17 protein-coding genes are annotated in these 16,196 nt (G+C 57.2%); 2 read left to right on the top strand and 15 right to left on the bottom strand.

Features of this window, described 5'->3' with window-relative positions; translation table 11 throughout:
* Positions 1–21: 21 nt before the first annotated feature.
* The 8 genes from QE408_RS00085 to QE408_RS00050 all read right to left on the bottom strand — a co-directional run bounded on the left by QE408_RS00085 (position 22) and on the right by QE408_RS00050 (position 7,693).
* Entirely contained in the window at positions 22–321 is a 300-nt protein-coding gene (locus QE408_RS00085; protein WP_306927432.1) for a putative quinol monooxygenase, read from the bottom strand.
* Positions 321–1,835: an amidase gene (locus QE408_RS00080; protein WP_306927430.1), complete on the bottom strand. Its 1,515-nt coding sequence runs from the start codon at positions 1,833–1,835 to the stop codon at positions 321–323. Before QE408_RS00080 ends, QE408_RS00085 begins: the two co-directional genes overlap by 1 nt.
* A 78-nt stretch (positions 1,836–1,913) precedes the next feature.
* On the bottom strand, positions 1,914–2,618 hold the full coding sequence (locus tag QE408_RS00075) for an ABC transporter ATP-binding protein (RefSeq protein WP_306927429.1): 705 nt from the start codon (positions 2,616–2,618) through the stop codon (positions 1,914–1,916).
* Positions 2,615–3,343 (bottom strand): ATP-binding cassette domain-containing protein, encoded by a 729-nt coding sequence (locus tag QE408_RS00070; protein ID WP_306927428.1) that lies wholly within the window; start codon positions 3,341–3,343, stop codon positions 2,615–2,617. Before QE408_RS00070 ends, QE408_RS00075 begins: the two co-directional genes overlap by 4 nt.
* A gap of 1 nt (position 3,344) precedes the next feature.
* A complete protein-coding gene (locus QE408_RS00065; RefSeq protein ID WP_306927427.1) occupies positions 3,345–4,397 on the bottom strand; it encodes an ABC transporter permease subunit in 1,053 nt (350 codons plus the stop codon).
* Positions 4,397–5,263, bottom strand: coding sequence for a branched-chain amino acid ABC transporter permease (locus QE408_RS00060; RefSeq protein ID WP_306927426.1), 867 nt, complete (start codon positions 5,261–5,263; stop codon positions 4,397–4,399). Before QE408_RS00060 ends, QE408_RS00065 begins: the two co-directional genes overlap by 1 nt.
* Positions 5,264–5,333: 70 nt before the next feature.
* Positions 5,334–6,572, bottom strand: coding sequence for an urea ABC transporter substrate-binding protein (locus QE408_RS00055; RefSeq protein ID WP_306927424.1), 1,239 nt, complete (start codon positions 6,570–6,572; stop codon positions 5,334–5,336).
* A 71-nt stretch (positions 6,573–6,643) separates the two neighbouring features.
* A complete protein-coding gene (locus tag QE408_RS00050) occupies positions 6,644–7,693 on the bottom strand; it encodes a substrate-binding domain-containing protein (RefSeq protein ID WP_306927422.1) in 1,050 nt (349 codons plus the stop codon).
* 317 nt (positions 7,694–8,010) lie between these two features.
* On the opposite strand from QE408_RS00050, the gene QE408_RS00045 reads away from it, so the two are divergent.
* A complete protein-coding gene (locus tag QE408_RS00045) occupies positions 8,011–8,490 on the top strand; it encodes a MarR family winged helix-turn-helix transcriptional regulator (RefSeq protein WP_306927420.1) in 480 nt (159 codons plus the stop codon).
* A gap of 405 nt (positions 8,491–8,895) precedes the next feature.
* On the opposite strand, the gene QE408_RS00040 is transcribed toward QE408_RS00045, so the two are convergent.
* The 7 genes from QE408_RS00040 to QE408_RS00010 form a co-directional block, all read right to left on the bottom strand.
* Positions 8,896–9,849, bottom strand: coding sequence for an ABC transporter substrate-binding protein (locus QE408_RS00040; RefSeq protein ID WP_306927418.1), 954 nt, complete (start codon positions 9,847–9,849; stop codon positions 8,896–8,898).
* Positions 9,850–9,888: 39 nt separating this feature from the next.
* Positions 9,889–10,926, bottom strand: coding sequence for an ABC transporter permease (locus tag QE408_RS00035; RefSeq protein WP_306927417.1), 1,038 nt, complete (start codon positions 10,924–10,926; stop codon positions 9,889–9,891).
* Positions 10,923–11,687, bottom strand: coding sequence for an ATP-binding cassette domain-containing protein (locus QE408_RS00030; RefSeq protein WP_306927415.1), 765 nt, complete (start codon positions 11,685–11,687; stop codon positions 10,923–10,925). Before QE408_RS00030 ends, QE408_RS00035 begins: the two co-directional genes overlap by 4 nt.
* Entirely contained in the window at positions 11,684–11,983 is a 300-nt protein-coding gene (locus QE408_RS00025; RefSeq protein WP_306927413.1) for a hypothetical protein, read from the bottom strand. Before QE408_RS00025 ends, QE408_RS00030 begins: the two co-directional genes overlap by 4 nt.
* Position 11,984: 1 nt before the next feature.
* Positions 11,985–12,647 carry a hypothetical protein gene (locus QE408_RS00020; RefSeq protein WP_306927412.1) on the bottom strand — a complete coding sequence of 221 codons (663 nt, stop codon included), beginning with the start codon at positions 12,645–12,647 and terminating at the stop codon, positions 11,985–11,987.
* A 68-nt stretch (positions 12,648–12,715) separates the two neighbouring features.
* Positions 12,716–13,561 carry a BtpA/SgcQ family protein gene (locus QE408_RS00015; protein ID WP_306927410.1) on the bottom strand — a complete coding sequence of 282 codons (846 nt, stop codon included), beginning with the start codon at positions 13,559–13,561 and terminating at the stop codon, positions 12,716–12,718.
* On the bottom strand, positions 13,558–14,457 hold the full coding sequence (locus QE408_RS00010) for a carbohydrate kinase family protein (RefSeq protein WP_306927409.1): 900 nt from the start codon (positions 14,455–14,457) through the stop codon (positions 13,558–13,560). Before QE408_RS00010 ends, QE408_RS00015 begins: the two co-directional genes overlap by 4 nt.
* 216 nt (positions 14,458–14,673) lie before the next feature.
* Between QE408_RS00010 and QE408_RS00005 the strand changes: the two genes are divergently transcribed.
* A complete protein-coding gene (locus tag QE408_RS00005; protein WP_306927408.1) occupies positions 14,674–15,417 on the top strand; it encodes a GntR family transcriptional regulator in 744 nt (247 codons plus the stop codon).
* The last annotated feature ends 779 nt before the right edge of the window (positions 15,418–16,196 follow it).

Genomic DNA, 16,196 nt, shown 5'->3' with positions numbered 1-16,196 from the left:
GACGTTCCGCCAGCCAGTTCTTTAGTTCGGTGTGCCGGTCTCGATGGCGGTCACCAGCGTTACCGGACCATCGAGGATAGGCTTGGCGATGGCGAAGAAGGTCGCCACCGCCTCGGAGCTGTTGTGCGCATCCATCGCTGCCTTGTCGGCGAACCGCTCGTAGGTCGTAAACACACACGGGTCCTCGTCACCTTGGGCGATGAAAAAGCCGAGTGTCTTCGGCTCGTTCGCCTTCACATGGGCGGCGACGGCAAGAAGCGCGTCGTGCATGACCTGCTCCTTGCCGGGCAGGACGCGGATGATAGCGCTGATCGTCTGCATCAGAACGTCTTCCAGTCGCCGTCCGCCTCGAAGGCACTGGCGGCCTGGTAGATCGTTGCTTCCGCGTAGTCCTTGCCGATGAGCATGAGACCGACGGGAAGGCCGTCCGCAAGACCGCAGGGAATGGACATGGCAGGGTGCCCCGTCACGTCGAACGGGCTGGTCGTGCCGGTCATTTCGAAGGCGCGAGTTATGATCTCCTCAAGCGATGCGTCCTTGGCCGGCAATGGCGTGGAAACGCAGGGCAGCGTCGGCATCAAAAGCAGATCGTAATTCGCGAAGACGGCATCATAGGCGGCCTTTACTGCGATGGAGATGTTGCGAGCCTTGGCGTAGTAACGGCCGCGATAGTGACTGAGGCCCCACTGGCCGACGAGCATCGTCAGCTTTAGCGTCTTCGAGAGGTCGTCCGCCTTCTGGCGCCAAGTCGAATGGGCCTCGATCAGGCCGACATCGTAAAGCCCCTTCCAGTTGAAGCCCATGCCGTTGCCGTGCATCATCTGCATTACGAAACCTTCGAGCGTGATGGGGTTCCACGCCGCAAGCGCTGTCAGATGCTCTGGAATGGAGACTTCGGACACCTCGGCGCCGAGTTTTGCAAGCCTGTCGGCTGCCGCCCGCACCTTCGCATCGACTTCCGGCTGAAGGTTCGGCATCAGGAAACCTTCCTTGAGAATGCCGATCTTCATGCCCTTCACGCCCTTGCCGAGCGCTTCGGTATAGGCATTGACCTGCGGTGAATACTGGCGCGGATCGAGCCCGTCGGCACCCGCCAGCACTTCCAGGAGCAGCGCGTTGTCAGCGACGGAGGCTGTCATCGGACCGGTGTGATCAATCGTAGATTCGATCGGCATCACGCCGGTATAGGGGACCAGACCGTGTGTCGGCTTCATGCCGTAGATCCCGCAAAAGGAGGCTGGAATACGGATCGAGCCGCCCTGATCGCCGCCGATGGCCATATCAACCTCGCCGGATGCGACGAGGGCCGCCGAACCGGACGAGGAACCGCCTGCGGAATAGCCCATGCGCCAGGGATTGTGGACCGGCGCGGGATCGGAGGTGTGACTGCCTCCGGAAAGGCAGAAATGTTCGCAAACGGCCTTGCCGACAATGGTCGCACCGGCATCGAGCATGCGGGTGGCGATGGTCGCATCGGCCGCGGGAATAAAGCCCTCAAGCGTCGTCGCGCCATTCATCATCGGGACGCCCGCGAGTGCGACATTGTCCTTGAGAACGACTGTTCGGCCTGCCAGTTTGCCTTCCGCAGCGCCTTTGACTTCGGTCTTGATCGCCCAGGCGCCGTATTTGTTGTCTTCCGGCGCCGGCTTAAAGCCGGGTATACGGGAATATTTCACTTGTGGCATCGGATTGGGCAGGGCGTCGATCACGTCGTAGGCGTCGAACATGCCGCCCATCAATGCGTGATATTCGGCTGCTTCCGCGAGCGACATGGTCATATGGAGTTCAGCGGCGAGATCCGCGACATCGTCGACGGTGGGGCGTGTGATGGACATGACTCATCCTTTCCTGTTGAGACAAGAGTTTTAAAGATTGGCAATGCGGGGAGGGAGGCTCGGGTGCCTCCCGGCAGGTTAGGCCATGGCGGCGAGGCCTATTTCACCGGAGAGAATGGCATCCCGGTCCAGTTCGCCGGTCATTCGGCCTTTCTGGATATGCAGGATGCGTTCCGACAGCGCGGTGATAAATTCCAGGTTCTGCTCAACGACGATGAGCGAAAGCTTCCAGCGGGCTTTGAGGGCCAGAAGCGTCTCGATCATTTCCTCGATGATCGAGGGCTGGATGCCTTCGGTGGGCTCGTCGAGCAGGACCAGGCGGGGGCGGGTGCACAGGCAGCGGGCGAGCGCCAGAAGCTGCTGTTCGCCGCCGGAAAGCGCACCGCCTCGCCGATCGAGAAGCCGTACGAGCCGCGGGAAATCTTCCAGTACTGTATCGATGACGGCCTGGTCCTCGCGTGGCGCCGACGCCAACCCCATACGGAGGTTCTCCATGACGCTGAGTTCGGGAAAGATTTCTCGCCCCTGCGGCACCAGGCCAAGGCCGAGCCGGGACCGTTCGTAGGGCTTCATGCCGGTGATGGTCTTGCCGGCGAACTCGACGGTGCCGCCCGTGGCTGGAAGATGCCCCATGAGCGTTCGCATCAGCGTTGTCTTTCCCATGCCGTTATGGCCGAGAATGCCCAGATATTCACCCTCGTCCATCGTCATGTCGACACCGGCGAGGATTGGGATGCGGCCGTAGCCGGAGCGCAGTCCCTTAACGTCGAGAAGTCGTGTCATGCCGCCACCTTCTTCCCGAGATAGACATCGCGAACACGTTGATCCGCCAGCACCTTGTCGACGGTATCTTCGATCAGCACGCGGCCCTGGTGAAAGACGGTCACGGTTTTGGCGATGAGGCGAATGAAGGCCATGTCGTGTTCGACAACGACGATGGCGCGGGATTGGTTGATGTCGCGAATGATGTCGGCGGTGCGCAGCGTCTCCTCGTCGGTCATGCCGGCAGCCGGTTCATCGAGCAGGATCAGGTCCGGCTCGGCGGCTAGAACCATCCCGATCTCCACCCATTGCCGCTGACCGTGAGACAGAGTGCCAACAATCCGTTCCTTGTCCCCAGACAGTTGGATGAGGTCGAGGACATGGGCAACGAGCTTGGGCAGGCCCACGGGTGTCGCCTTTCGACGAGCGGCCAGCCATATGTTTTCGGATATGGAAAGGCCGTTGAAGACATTCGGCACCTGCGTCTTGATGCCGATCCCCATGCGGGCAATCTCATGCGGCAGCTTGCCGGCGATCGGCTGACCTCGAAAGGCGATCGTGCCGGAGGTCGGCGTCTGCTGGCCCGTCAGCGATTTGAAGAAGGTGCTCTTGCCAGCACCGTTCGGACCGATCAGGCACCTTAATTCCATCTCCTGTAAGGTGAAATTGATGTCGTCATTGGCGACCACTCCACCGAAGCGCATGGTCAAGTGCTCAGTTTTGAGGAGGGGGAGAGGTTCCGTCATTTCAGTCTGCTCCTGCGGGTTGCGGATTTGCCGTCGGGGCCGGTGCGCTCTGCCGAACGCGTGTGCGGAGGGAAATGAGACGCAGAAGGATATCCCTTATGGTTGGCACGAGACCCCTCGGAAGAAGAAGGACAAAGACCAGTAGAACCGCTCCGAGCACCAGATTGGAATTCAGCGTCTGTTGGCTGCCAATGCTGGCGACGATGTACTCGATAAGGACGCAGCCCACCAATGGGCCAAGAAGGGTGCCAAGGCCACCGATTGTGATCCAGATAATGATTTCCGCCGACAGGCTCAGGCTGAAGATCGTCGGCCCCACGAACGCACCCCAATTAACGTAGAGTGCTCCGGCCAGTCCAGCGACGGCACCGCCGACGATGAAGGTCATTAGTTTGACAAGGCGCGGATCGTAGCCGAGCAGTGAGGCACGGGTTTCGTTTTCTCGTACCGCCACGATCACGCGACCGAAGGGGCTGGCAAGCAGGAGCCGCAATGCAAGATAGACGAAGAGCAGTGTCCCGGCGGTTGCCCACCAGGCGGCTTCAGGCGACAAGGGGCTGGTGGGGTCGAAGGGCATGTTGAAGGTCGGTACCGCGGGAATGCCGTTGAAACCGCCGATCATTGCATCGCCGATCCTGTACTCGTCACCCGACGTCGAGTTGACGACATTGAACAGGATGAGCGTGACGGTCAGGGTAATGACACCCAGATAGACATCCGAGATCCGACCGTAGAAGACGAAGTACCCGAGGATGGCGGAGAAGATGGACGGTACGAGGATGGCAAGCATGATCCCTTGCGTTGAGTCCTGAAAGTTGATTGCCGCGATGGCGTAAGTATATGCGCCGAGGCCGAAAAAGGCGGACTGTCCGAATGACAGGATGCCGCCAAAACCCCAGATGAAGGCGAGGCTCAGCGAGAGCACGGCCATGGCCGCAAACAATGTCACCTGCATCAGGGAGAAGATTTCCAGATAGGAGGGGGCTGCCATGATAACCGCGATAGCGACAACCACCGCCGCAGCCTGCGCAGAAAGAGCAAGACGGTTTGCCATTAGAGATTCCCCTTGAAGAACCGGCCGGAAATGCCTTGGGGCAGGAGGCGGATGAGGACGATGGCGGCAGTGAACACGAGTACCTCGCCGAAGACAGGAGTGGTGAAATAGGCACCTATCTGGTTGATTGAACCGAAGAGGGTTGCCGCCGAAAGCGTGCCGGAGAGAATGGCGCTGCCGCCACCGACCACGCTGATGAAGGCCTTGGCGACATAGGCGCCGCCCATGACCGGTGTGATGCCGGAGACCGGTGCGAGCAATCCGCCGGCAAGGCCGGTGATCGCGGCACCTGCGGCAAAGGTCCCCATGTAGACGCGTGCCGGATTGATGCCGAGCGTGTTGGCCATCGCCGGGTTCTGCATAGTGGCGCGGGCAATCAGGCCGAGCCTCGTATAACGCATCACGCCGTAGATGACCGCCATCATCACGATGGCCATGAACATGAGGAAGAGCGTGTAGTAACTCGACCGGTAATTACCGATCGAAAAGCCGCCGAGAGGTGTCGGGACGCCCTGTATCGTGTTGCCGAACACGGTCGTTACGATGCCGATGATGAGCAGGCTGAGCCCCCAGGTGGCAAGCATGGAATCGACCAGGCGGCCATAAAGGAAACGGATAAGGCAACGTTCTATGACCAGCCCGACAAGGCCGACGAAAAGCGGGGCGATGAGGAGCATCGACACCCAGATATTGACGCCGGCATTGGTGGAGATGACGGTGGCGTAGGCGCCGAGCATGATAAATTCGCCATGGGCGAGATTGATGATCTTCATCATGCCGAAGATGATCGCCAGTCCAAGGCAAAGCAGGAAGAGAGAGGCTGCGCCGTTGATGACGTCGAGCAGCAGGATCAGATAGATATCCATGTCGATCCTTCTCCTTATAAGGGAGGTATTGCGGGTTGACGGCGCGCCTGCGCGCCGTCCGGCGGGATCGTCAGAGATTGATGACGTATTGCTTGGTGTCGTTCGGGTTTTTCACCAGGTCGCAGACGCTTGCAGTGTCGGCCGGAGCGACATCTGGATAGCTTTCCAGCACCGACCACTTTCGATCCTTCACCTCTGCCAGGAAGGCGTTGCGTGTCGTGTGGTGGGTCGCCTTATCGATCGTCACCTTGCCCGTCGGTCCGTCGAAGGAAAGGCCGGATTCCAGGGCTTCGACGACCTTCAACCGGTCCATTGCGCCCGCCGTTTTCACGCCAAGTGCCCAGAGATGAACGCCTTCATAAGTCGCGGCAGCCAACTCGCTGATGTAGGGCGTATCGGAATGAGCCTTCTTGATCTTCTCCACGAAACTCTTGCTGGCCGCCGAGTTGAGTTCCTCGAAGTAGCCGTAAGCACCGAGAATGGCGTCGCTTTCGGCGGCGTCGAGCGTCGAAGGTTCGTTGACGAGGCCGAATGTCGTGGACGCGATCGGAATCTGGCTCTTCATGCCGGCCGATGTCCATTGACGATAGAAGGCGGTGTGATTGCCGCCCACCAGCGCTGACAGAATCAGGTCAGGTTTGGCGGCCTGAATCTTGGAGATAGTCGGGCCGAAGTTCGTAACGTCAAGCGGGAAGAAGTCGACTGCGACCACCTCGCCGCCATTGTCCTTGACGTATTTCGTCATCCATTTGGCGGTGATCTGCCCGTAATTGTAGTCGGCGGCGATGATGTAGGCTTTCTTACCCGCCTTCTTCATAGCGGAGGGAACGAGCTTTTCCACGGTCTGGGCTGGTGTCGTTCCGGTGCAGAAGGTGTTGTGGTCGCAGACGCCGCCTTCATAGAGAACGTTGTAGAAGTACGGCACCTTGAAGCGGTCGAATGTCGGCCGAATGGCCTCGCGCGAGGCAGAGGTAATGCCTCCGTGCACCACGGCCACCTTGTCCTTCAGGGCCAGTTGCTGGGCGTACTGGGAGTACATCTGGATGTTCGACTGAGTATCGTAATGGACGACCTTGACTTGGCGTCCGAGCAGGCCGCCTGCGGTATTTATTTCCTCGACTGCGAGGTTCAGCGCGTAGACCATGGGAACGCCGGATGCGGCAAGAGGGCCGGACTGATCGTGAAGCGAGCCCAGCAGGATGGTATCGTCGGCGGCCAGTGCGCCCTGACGGAGGATGGCGGGGGCCGCGACGAGCGCGGCGGAGGTCAACGCGGTGCGGTGGAGGAAGCGGCGGCGAGACAGGATCATGTTTGAGTTCCCCTTGTGATGATCACTATGGGGTTATTTAAAAATACAATAATTGAAAAAGCAACTATTATTTAGGGTGCATTCAGGATCGAGAAATCGTAGCCGTCCAGCCGGGCAACATGGACTGGGTGGCTGCTGCCAACCGCTGGCTTGGCTTCGTTGCCGCGGGCTGTCTTCTGGAGGGGTACCCGTCCATAAACCTTTTTGAGCAGGTGCACATCGAAGCTGCCTGCCTCCTCGACCATTGCTGCAAGGGAATAGATCCCCTCGTAGCACGATTGCCCGAAAGCGTTGGCTGGCGGTGGATTGTCTCCATAGGCCGTGTGGTACCGTTCGAGAAAAGCGCCGTTATTGCGCGAGCGCATTGCCGAAAAATAGGCAGAGGCAACAAAGACATTTTCCGTTTCGTCTTCGTTCAGACCGTATACGATGGTTTCGTCGATCGCGGAGCTGAAGCGCAAGACGCTCGGCGAAAGACCCATTTCGTAGAACGCACGGTTGAATGCGATGCTGTCCGAGCCGAGGAAATACGGAAGAACCACATGGGAGCGGGTGGTCTTTATCCGGTCCAGCATTTCGTCGTAGTCGAGCACTCCAACTGGCGAATACAATTCGCCGGTTACGATTCCACCTGCGCGTTCGATAAACGCGCGCGCGATCTTCAGACTGGATCGGGGCCAGATATAGTCGTTGCCGCACAGGAAAAAGCGGCGCGCATTCTTCCGTTCCATCAGCCAGCGCAAGGCAGGGGCCATGAGTTCCTCGGCGGTTTCGCCGGTAGTGAGTATATTTTGCTCCCGGGCATAGCCTTCGAACTGGGGAGTGTAAACCAGCGGGACTCGCTCGCTCGTCGCGCGTGCGACCGACTCGCGTGCATAGCTGGGGATCATCGATACGACGCCGGCCACTCGGCGTTCTTCGACGGCATGTTGGGCCGCCTCCGCGGCGGATTCCGCGGTGGAACCTGCATCGACGACATGCAATTCAATGTGGCGTTTGAGGATTCCCTGATTCTGGTTGATCTCCTGAACCGCCAGACGACCGCATGCCTCAGCAGAGGGAGCCCACAGTCCGGCGGATCCCTGTTGGGCGATGAGTAGACCTATCCGCACAGGCTTCAATGTCCGCGCTCCTATTGGTGTTTCCTCTGAATGGAACACGGCTTAATGAGAAGCAGGAACTATGCCATATCCAGATCGGCGGCGGCTGGTGTCAAAATGGAATGACCATGATGATTTTGCTTCTTTTTTGCTAAATGGGCTAGGTCTCTCCGGTTTTGGGAGGCGGCGGGAAGCGGAAAACCTGTTCAGCTGTTCGCTGCGTTGCACAATTCTTGTGCGAAATTTTAGCGCTTGGCACGACTTGCGCGACGCATATCGAAAATTATATGTAGAATGAAATATTGAAACGCGATGTATTGTGAATGGAAGGTAGTCGCATGCAATTGGCTGACCTTATTTCAGGCGTTAACCGTCAGATTGAGCAGGCCCTCGAAGGCCCTCTCAAAGCTCACGGTGTGTCGCTTGAGCAATATCGCGTGTTCAAGGCCCTGGCGGCCCGCAGTGGCATTCCGATGGGTGATCTTGCCGCACAGGTTTTCGTCGATTCTCCGACGTTGACGAAGATCGTCGATAAGATGGTTGCGTCCGCCGACGTGTTCCGCGGTCCGGATCCGAGTGACAGGCGCCGGGTTCTTGTCTTCCTTTCTGAAAAGGGTAGTGCGACGTTTTCACAACTGGCGTCCATCGGTGAAGGTGTAGAGAGAAGCTTTACGCAGTCTCTGGGTGCGGCGGCTCTTAACGACCTGTCAGGACTCCTGAGGTCGGTCTTGCGCGAATCCAGGCGACCTGCCGCCGACAAGAGTGGTGGTGAAAAAAGCCATGATACCTTAGCTTTCAGCGGGTCACAGGAAGTCTGACAGGTGTTGCGCGAACTTCACCACGCGGAGTCGGGCTCTGACCAATGTCTCGCTATGTCGCAAAGCATCTAGCGATCACCATGCTTGATATCTCGACCAGTGGATTGGAATTGCGCGGTTGCCACCTCCGCGCCTATCAGGACGGCACCGGCTCCAGCGTTATCCAAATTGTCAGGCTGTCACGCCGACGAAAACCTGCTTCGTATTCCGCCTAGTTCGTGACCTTGAACTTAATTCTTGCCGATACAATGGCGACGGGAGGTGCGGTGTCTGAATGGCGTGCTTGCGTGAACCGGTTACTGTGATCGCCGATCACCTGCGATAACGCCATTAACGATCCGCGCTCCGACGCCGCTCCAGCCCCAAAATGGAGGGCTGCAGCGCTGTACTGCAACCCTCGTCAACTCACATGCAGTCGGCGATGTATTCGTACTTTTTCGCCAACTCCAGATTACCGCTGGTGATGGCGACAATTTCAGTCATGGTAACGGGTTGCAGTTTCTCACCGGCGATCAGTTTGGCCGCCGTCTCCATTGCAACTTCGCCTTCAAGTTTTGGATTTTGCGCAATAAGCGCCTGAATGTCACCTTTCTTCAGAGCTGCGACCTCGGCACTTGCTGCATCATAGGCGACCATTTTCACACGCCCGACAGCGCCCGCTTGACGCAATCCGGTTACTGCGCCAATCGCGCCCTGATCGTTGGTGCTAAAAATGCCAGCGAGATCGGGATGAGCGGATAGCGTCGAGGTGACGATTTCCGCCGCCTTTTGCGGATCATTCGACTGGTATTGCGCACCCAGGAACGTGATCTGTGGGTATTTTTCCTTCAATGTCTTCTCGAAACCAGCTGCGCGCGCGTCCTGTGCCAACGAGCCTGGTGGCTGGGTGATCACCAGCACCTTGCCGGTTTTGCCGATCAATGATGCTATTTGGTCAGCCGCCATTCCGCCGCCAGCTTCGTTGTCGGTCAGGATCTGCGTGTGGACAAAGCTCGTATCTGCGATCGTCTGATCGACCGTGATAACCTTGGTCCCGCGTGTGGATAGTTCGCGCATTGGTGGGATCAACGCCTGCATGTCGGTGGGGACAATGGCCGCAACTTTCGGGCCCGCGGCAGTAACGGCGTTGATCACTGGGATCTGTGCATCTGCTGCGAATTGGTCTGCCGCCGAGACAGTCAACGACAATCCTAACTCCTTGGCCTTGGCTTTGGCTCCGCACTGCATGGCCTGATAAAAGGGGCTGCCGCTAGATCCGAGAACAAGCGAGACGCTCTTTTCTTCCTGGGCTGTCGCAGTCCAGGCGGATGCTGCAAGCAAGGCAGATGTGATGGTGGTGACGACGATAGCTTTTTTCATGGCTTTTCCTTTGTTCCCCTTTTCATTACGGCAGTGGCGTCACTTGCCGCGTTTGCGAAGCCGTCGTTTGAGTTGATCGATCCAGACGGCGAGGATCAGCACGGCACCCATCGCGACAGTCTGCCAGAACGGCGGAATGCCGGGGATGACAAAGCCATTGAGAAGGATGATTGGAATAAAGACGCCGACGACCGTCCCAAAGACTGTGCCGGCCCCTCCGAACAAACTGGTTCCGCCGAGCACAACGGCCGATATCGTTGCAAGATTGTCCATGGCGTGACCGTTGATCGTGGTCGTGGCAAAACGAGCATTCGCCATGACCGCGGCTATGCCCGCCATCACTCCCGAGATCGTATAGACCTGGATGAGGCGCGCAGTCGTTGGGATGCCGGAACGTCTGCTGGCTTCTGCATTCGAGCCCACCGCGAAGACCTGCAGGCCGAAACGCGTCAGATGAAGAACGATTCCGGCAATGACAACCGTGATGGCCGCGATGACTACGAGCATCGGTATTCCAAGCAGGCGGCCGGAACCGACATGGGTCACCAGAAGCTCCGGCATGGCGCGAACGTCCACGCCGCCTGACAGGATCTGCGCGCCGCCGAGCGCCATGCCGAGAGTGCCGAGCGTAACAATGAGCGGCTGTATGCGGGCGACCGCGATCAGAAACCCGTTGAGCGCTCCCCACAGGCCGCCGCTTATGAGTGCTGCGGCTGTGCCGATAGCGATAATGTCCCAGCCGGCAGCCGTTGTGCCGTAAGTGGCCCCATCGGCGCCGGAGAGCGCAAGCATAATCTTGGCAGATACCACGGATGCAAATACGAGCAACGAACCGATAGACAGATCGATCCCGGATGTGATGATGACATAAGTTTGTCCCGTTGCCAGGACGAGGAGGATTGCGGCGTTGATCGCCAATTGCTGGAGATTGTAGCCAGAGCCGAATTGCGCAGGCCGCAATACGGCGAAGATCATGATCAGCGCCATCAGTAGAAAGAAGATCCAACCGGCTGTAACGATGCGCAGAAGGCGGTCTTCGGTCGACCTGACGTCTGCTACGGTCGTTTCGTCGCTCATGCAATTTTCTCCGTTACCTGTCCGCTGGTCATCGCCCGCACAAGGTTTTCGACATTGGTCTCGCTGGCGCGCAGGTCGGCGACGGTCTGGCCAAGTCGAAGCACCTGAACCCGATCTGCAACCTCAACAACCTGCGTCATGTTGTGGCTGATGAGCACGACGGAAGTTCCCGCGTCTCGAACCCTCTTGCATAGGTCAAGCACACGTTGCGTCTGAATCACCCCCAGGGCGGCGGTTGGTTCATCGAGTATGACGAGCTTGCGTGCCCACATCGCGGCCCTGGCGATTGCCACGGACTGTCTTTGTCCTCCCGACAGCGTATCGATGGCGACCCTTTGGGATTTCAATTGCACGCCAAGCTTGGCGAATTGCTCGACAGCGCGGGTCCGCATCGTGCTGCGGTCTATGAAGCCTAGCTTCCCGAGGACGCCGGGCTTGAGGATTTCCCGGCCGAGAAATAGATTTTCGGCTGGCGTCAGATCGGGCGCGAGCGCCAGGTCCTGATATACCGTCGCGATGCCATTGAGTTGAGCATCAAGTGGCGATCCGAAACGGACCTCCTGGCCATCAATTTTAAGGGAGCCGCCGTCAGGGCGCTCCGCGCCCGACAGGATTTTCACCAAAGTCGACTTTCCTGCTCCATTGTCGCCGATCAGCGCCACGATCTCGTTTGGAAAGACGTTGAAGTCCGCCCCTCTCAGAGCCTGAACATGCCCAAAGGTGCGACGGATGCCGATGGCTTCGAGCAGGGGCTGGCTCATACGTCCAGCTCCAGCCCGATATTGTTGGAGAAGGCGTAGAACTCGTTGTAGCGCGCGACACACAGATTCGCCCAATGATCAAAGGCATCCGTTGTCTGCGGAAAGGTCCAGATCTCGACCTCCTGAAAATCGTGCTGACCACGGATGTGAAAGCGTCCCTGCGTCGCTCCACCAATTGCTTTCGCCTTGTCGCGAACTGCGTTCCAGCTCTCTTCCAGTGCGGTCTTTTCGGCATCACTGAGCAGATACCAATGCGGGCGTGGGCGGGAATAATGGATCCAGATCGAGTTTGTCATGTTAAAGAAACCTCGTCGCAAGAAGGTCGGAGAGCGGCGTCAGGCGGCCCACGATGTGTCGGGATGTGGTAAATTTGAAATCAGCGACGACCTCGTGGCCGCGAATGGCGGAGTCTGCGATATCCGGATGGGCCACTTCCCAGGCACCGAGATGGTGCCAGCGATGCGACCAGTCCATACGATGGCGGCCCGCAATGTTTACTTTGTGGGCGAGGTCACCTTTGAAGGCTATATCGCACTCAAAGTCGTATTCGGTGCGTTCCGATGGCGTTGCTTCACACCATTGGTCGTTCCATTCCCACAGTGCGAGAAAGACCCATGCGTGATCGGAGATTGCGCCGTCACCCATCACCGGCGCAAACTCCTTCACGCCCATGAGCCATTCTGTTCGGAAAGCCCGGGCCCAGCCAGCCTTTTCCAACCTGATTGTGCCTTCGATCGCTACCTCAAGGCTCGGGGCTTCAAACACGCCAGCGATATCGTGGTCATGTGTAAAGCCGGTATCGATACCCATCGGATCATTGTTCGACGCCGGATCGAACACTTTGCGCAGGGCCAGCGTCCAGCCCTCATCCGCCAGTTCGTGCAGCACCGAAAGAACCGCTTTCCTGTGATGTTCAGCATAAATTCCAGGTAGATCGTCCTGTCGATAGGCAACGAACATAACCGAAGCCTTAGGAGGCCCGGAAGCAGCCGCCGACGAGAAGACGTCCGTATCTCCCGTCAGGCTCGTCATCGCCGCACCTTTTCCATTGCAGTCATCAAGGCCTCGACACGGGCGGGATCGACCGGATTCCACCAGCGGGAATCGACCTTGAGCCACTGTCCGATAATGGCACCGTCCGCGACCTGCATCAGGGCAGGGACCTGTTCCGGAGATAATCCCGAACCGACAATAACAGGGAGGTTTGTTCCTGCGCGCACCTCGTTCACCTCATCCGGCTGTGTGGGAGATCCCGTTCGCGTGCCTGTCGCAATCAATACATCGGCATCGAACCATTCTGCGTCGGTTGCCTGTTCGGTAATTGATCTGTCGGAGGTGATCGCATGAGCGCCGAATTTCACATGAACGTCGGCAAAGATCGAAACATCCTTCGCGCCGATATTGGAGCGATATCGCAACGCCTGGGCTGCTGGCCCATTGAGAAATCCTTCATTGGCCACATAGGCATTGACCCACTGATTCACTCGCACCCATTTCGCTCCGACGGCTTTTGCCACCGCAAGACCTGGGATCGCTCCGTTGGCAACGCATGTTATGCCAATTGGTGTATCAACCGCATTGCGCACTTCCTGACAAACGGCAGTAAGGCCTGCTACGGTCTCGAAACCGATATCCTCGGGGCGGGAGAACGGCATGTCGCTGGCATTCTCGATCATGATGCCGTCGATACCACCGTTGGCGAGCGTCTTGGCGTCTTTGATCGCCGCGGAGATGATCGATGCCATTGCTTCGCCCTCGTAGCGCGGTGCCCCCGGGAGTGCCCTGAGATGAATTACCCCGATGATTGGTTTGGGTTTAGTGAAATGTGCCTGTAGTGCGTTGGCTTTCGCAGGCAATACGATGGGGGCTGTCATGTGATCTCTTCCGTATTTACAGAGTAACTTTTGACTTCTTCCAGGCTCGGATAGCCGGATTGAGCGCCGACGCTCCTGCAGGACAGAGTGGCGGCGATCACGGCGCGGCGTATTATGACCTCGGGCGCCCAGCTGGCCGCCTGTCCGGCGAGAAACCATCCCGCGAGGCAGTCGCCCGCACCTGTGGTGTCAATAATGGGCACGCCGAGAGGTGGTCGGGCGGTGATGACGATGCCGCTTTGATGGAGCTCCGCTCCTTCTGCGCCACGGCTGCGAATGATTGTCTGGGCGCCCATTGAATGAAGTTTTGCAACGGGATCGTCACCCAAAGCGGCTGCGGCCCTGTCATTCACAAACACGACGCTGGCGCCTAGCAGGGCATCTGCGAGTGCGTCTATGCCACTGGAAAATGTCGCAGGCTCAAGATCGATGGACCAGGGCAGATTTGCGGAGCGGGCACGTTCGACCAAGCCGTGTGCAGCAGGCCCGAAAAAGGACGTATGGATATGAGCGATATCAGACAGGTCGAGATCTGAGATGACGTCGGCGTGCGGAAAGATGGACACTCCGGGGTAGAGCAGCAGCCTTTTTTCGCCATGCGGCTCAAGAAACGTGACCACACGGCACAAGGTGCCGGGGGTCATGGCAGGGCAGAAGTCGAGATCGTATTGGGACATGTGGGCGAGGATTGAGCGTGAGGCTAGGTCGTCGCCAAGCTGGGTTACCAGAGTTGGGCTGCCGCCGGCCTTCAGAAACGCGACAGCCGTGTTTGTCACTACGCCGCCGACAGCTTCAGAAATGGCCGAGCAGTGCACCTTCTCGTCAGGCGCTGGCACGTGTGGCGCCGACATGCTGAGGTCCAGACTGATATCGCCGACAAACAAATAGCGAGACATGAGCGCTCCTTAAACAAGGGGATACAGCTTTGTTACTTTGTAATGACATTTAGAGTCAACTGCTAAATGATCACAACATATGCAATCTGTATGATTGCTTTTTTTGTGAGCAAATTATGCTTTTATGCCTGTGTTTCGGGCGGTGTGAAATTCGCCCTTGTGAGCCAATATTGTGAAATGATATGAGATCTTTGTAATTACATTTGAGGGGAGCATATGGCGTGGAAAGACGCTAGCCTTGTGAATGATGGCACGCCTAAGTGGCTGCAAGTCGCCAGGATTCTTCGCCGGAGTCTGAATGAAGGTGAGTTTGAGCCCGGTGAGACGATGCCGACGGAGGCGGAGCTCAACAGTGCCTTCGGCATCAGTCGCACTACGGCAAGAGCGGCGCTTAATAGTCTGGTTCAAGAGGGAATGCTTTTGCGCCGCTCGGGTGTAGGCTCAGTCGTACTTGGCCCGAAGGTCGATCAACCTGTAAGCCAGATAGGTGGCTTCACAGAGGATATGCAGTTACGTGGGCTTGCGCCTTCGTTTGCAGCTCTGAAAGCAGGGTGGGCAAGGGCCTCCGGTGAAGCCACGCATGCCCTCGGCCTTTCGTCTTCGGACACTCCGTTCATGGTGGAGCGTCTGCTGAAGGCAAACGACCGGCTTATCGGCCATTCGGTTTCGTGGATAAGGCCAGACATTTTTGGCTCCACGCCTCCGCCAACACTGGACTATCTGACATCAAACTCACTGTATGCATGGCTTCGCGAACGCCTGTCTGTTCACATAACTGGAGGATTCGAATTTATCGAGGCGCAGATTGCGTCAAAAGCAACTGCAAAGTTACTAGAGATCGATCAGGGTTCGGCCGTACTTGTCGTCACCCGAGTTGCCCGGACATTGGATGGACTGCCAATCGAGTTCGCTGTGGTAACCTACCGGTCAGACAGGTACCGCTTCCGACTTGAACTCTAGGTGGGTCTCAACAATTTGGGCCAGTTATTTGCTATCAAACGGGTTTATGTCAAGGAGAAGTTTCTGGTTGAGATCGTCAGCGTTTCTATCGAGGAACGACGGCCCGGTGCAGATATGTCCACTTGCTGCGAATCTTCACATCGATCTCATCGATATGCCAACTCGTCAATTGAGGCCGGCGCCAATAAAAGTAGCCGCTTTTAAATTTCTGGTTCATATTTCTCAGCCCAACGATAGAGCTCGGGATGATTCACTAGCACGCCTCGTCTCCCATCATCTGCTCGAGATTGCGGCAGCTAAATCCCATAACGACCCAAAATAACCTGACATCTCGCTATTCAATTTTCGACTACCTGCTCAGCCGCGAGCTTATCGTGCTCCAGAAAATAACGCTCGTGCCAAGGCATTCATCTGCGAATGTGCTGTGAACTCGGTTTTGGTAAATGCTTCTTGGTCTTCGTTTTTTTGTAAGTTAGCGGCAGCTCTTTGAACGCGTGTTTTAGGTGTTTATTTTTGATGGGCGTAAATATATAAAATCCTAACGACAGCTGTAAATTTATCTATACATTATGCCCTGGATGATTAAGTGAGTTGGTCGGAGGGGTGTCGACAAAATCTGGTGACCGATGATAAAAGTGACTCTGCGACACGAGATAATTCTATATTTTTTGGTTACATGTGGAGTATTTGTAAGTAAGCGTGAACAGGATTTGAGTGGGTGCTGACGGCAGGTGATTGAGTTGACGACCTGGAATAATAACAATATCATGATATTGTTA

This window comes from Agrobacterium larrymoorei (assembly GCF_030819275.1).
GTDB lineage: Bacteria > Pseudomonadota > Alphaproteobacteria > Rhizobiales > Rhizobiaceae > Agrobacterium > Agrobacterium larrymoorei_B.
This window is presented reverse-complemented; position numbering and strand designations above follow the sequence as displayed.

Excerpts from the sequence above, each read along its gene's own strand:
- QE408_RS00085 (WP_306927432.1), bottom strand. The coding sequence starts at position 321 with ATGCAGACGATCAGCGCTATCATCCGCGTCCTGCCCGGCAAGGAGCAG.
- QE408_RS00080 (WP_306927430.1), bottom strand. The coding sequence starts at position 1,835 with ATGTCCATCACACGCCCCACCGTCGACGATGTCGCGGATCTCGCCGCT.
- QE408_RS00075 (WP_306927429.1), bottom strand. The coding sequence starts at position 2,618 with ATGACACGACTTCTCGACGTTAAGGGACTGCGCTCCGGCTACGGCCGC.
- QE408_RS00070 (WP_306927428.1), bottom strand. The coding sequence starts at position 3,343 with ATGACGGAACCTCTCCCCCTCCTCAAAACTGAGCACTTGACCATGCGC.
- QE408_RS00065 (WP_306927427.1), bottom strand. The coding sequence starts at position 4,397 with ATGGCAAACCGTCTTGCTCTTTCTGCGCAGGCTGCGGCGGTGGTTGTC.
- QE408_RS00060 (WP_306927426.1), bottom strand. The coding sequence starts at position 5,263 with ATGGATATCTATCTGATCCTGCTGCTCGACGTCATCAACGGCGCAGCC.
- QE408_RS00055 (WP_306927424.1), bottom strand. The coding sequence starts at position 6,572 with ATGATCCTGTCTCGCCGCCGCTTCCTCCACCGCACCGCGTTGACCTCC.
- QE408_RS00045 (WP_306927420.1), top strand. The coding sequence starts at position 8,011 with ATGCAATTGGCTGACCTTATTTCAGGCGTTAACCGTCAGATTGAGCAG.
- QE408_RS00040 (WP_306927418.1), bottom strand. The coding sequence starts at position 9,849 with ATGAAAAAAGCTATCGTCGTCACCACCATCACATCTGCCTTGCTTGCA.
- QE408_RS00035 (WP_306927417.1), bottom strand. The coding sequence starts at position 10,926 with ATGAGCGACGAAACGACCGTAGCAGACGTCAGGTCGACCGAAGACCGC.
- QE408_RS00030 (WP_306927415.1), bottom strand. The coding sequence starts at position 11,687 with ATGAGCCAGCCCCTGCTCGAAGCCATCGGCATCCGTCGCACCTTTGGG.
- QE408_RS00025 (WP_306927413.1), bottom strand. The coding sequence starts at position 11,983 with ATGACAAACTCGATCTGGATCCATTATTCCCGCCCACGCCCGCATTGG.
- QE408_RS00020 (WP_306927412.1), bottom strand. The coding sequence starts at position 12,647 with ATGTTCGTTGCCTATCGACAGGACGATCTACCTGGAATTTATGCTGAA.
- QE408_RS00015 (WP_306927410.1), bottom strand. The coding sequence starts at position 13,561 with ATGACAGCCCCCATCGTATTGCCTGCGAAAGCCAACGCACTACAGGCA.
- QE408_RS00010 (WP_306927409.1), bottom strand. The coding sequence starts at position 14,457 with ATGTCTCGCTATTTGTTTGTCGGCGATATCAGTCTGGACCTCAGCATG.
- QE408_RS00005 (WP_306927408.1), top strand. The coding sequence starts at position 14,674 with ATGGCGTGGAAAGACGCTAGCCTTGTGAATGATGGCACGCCTAAGTGG.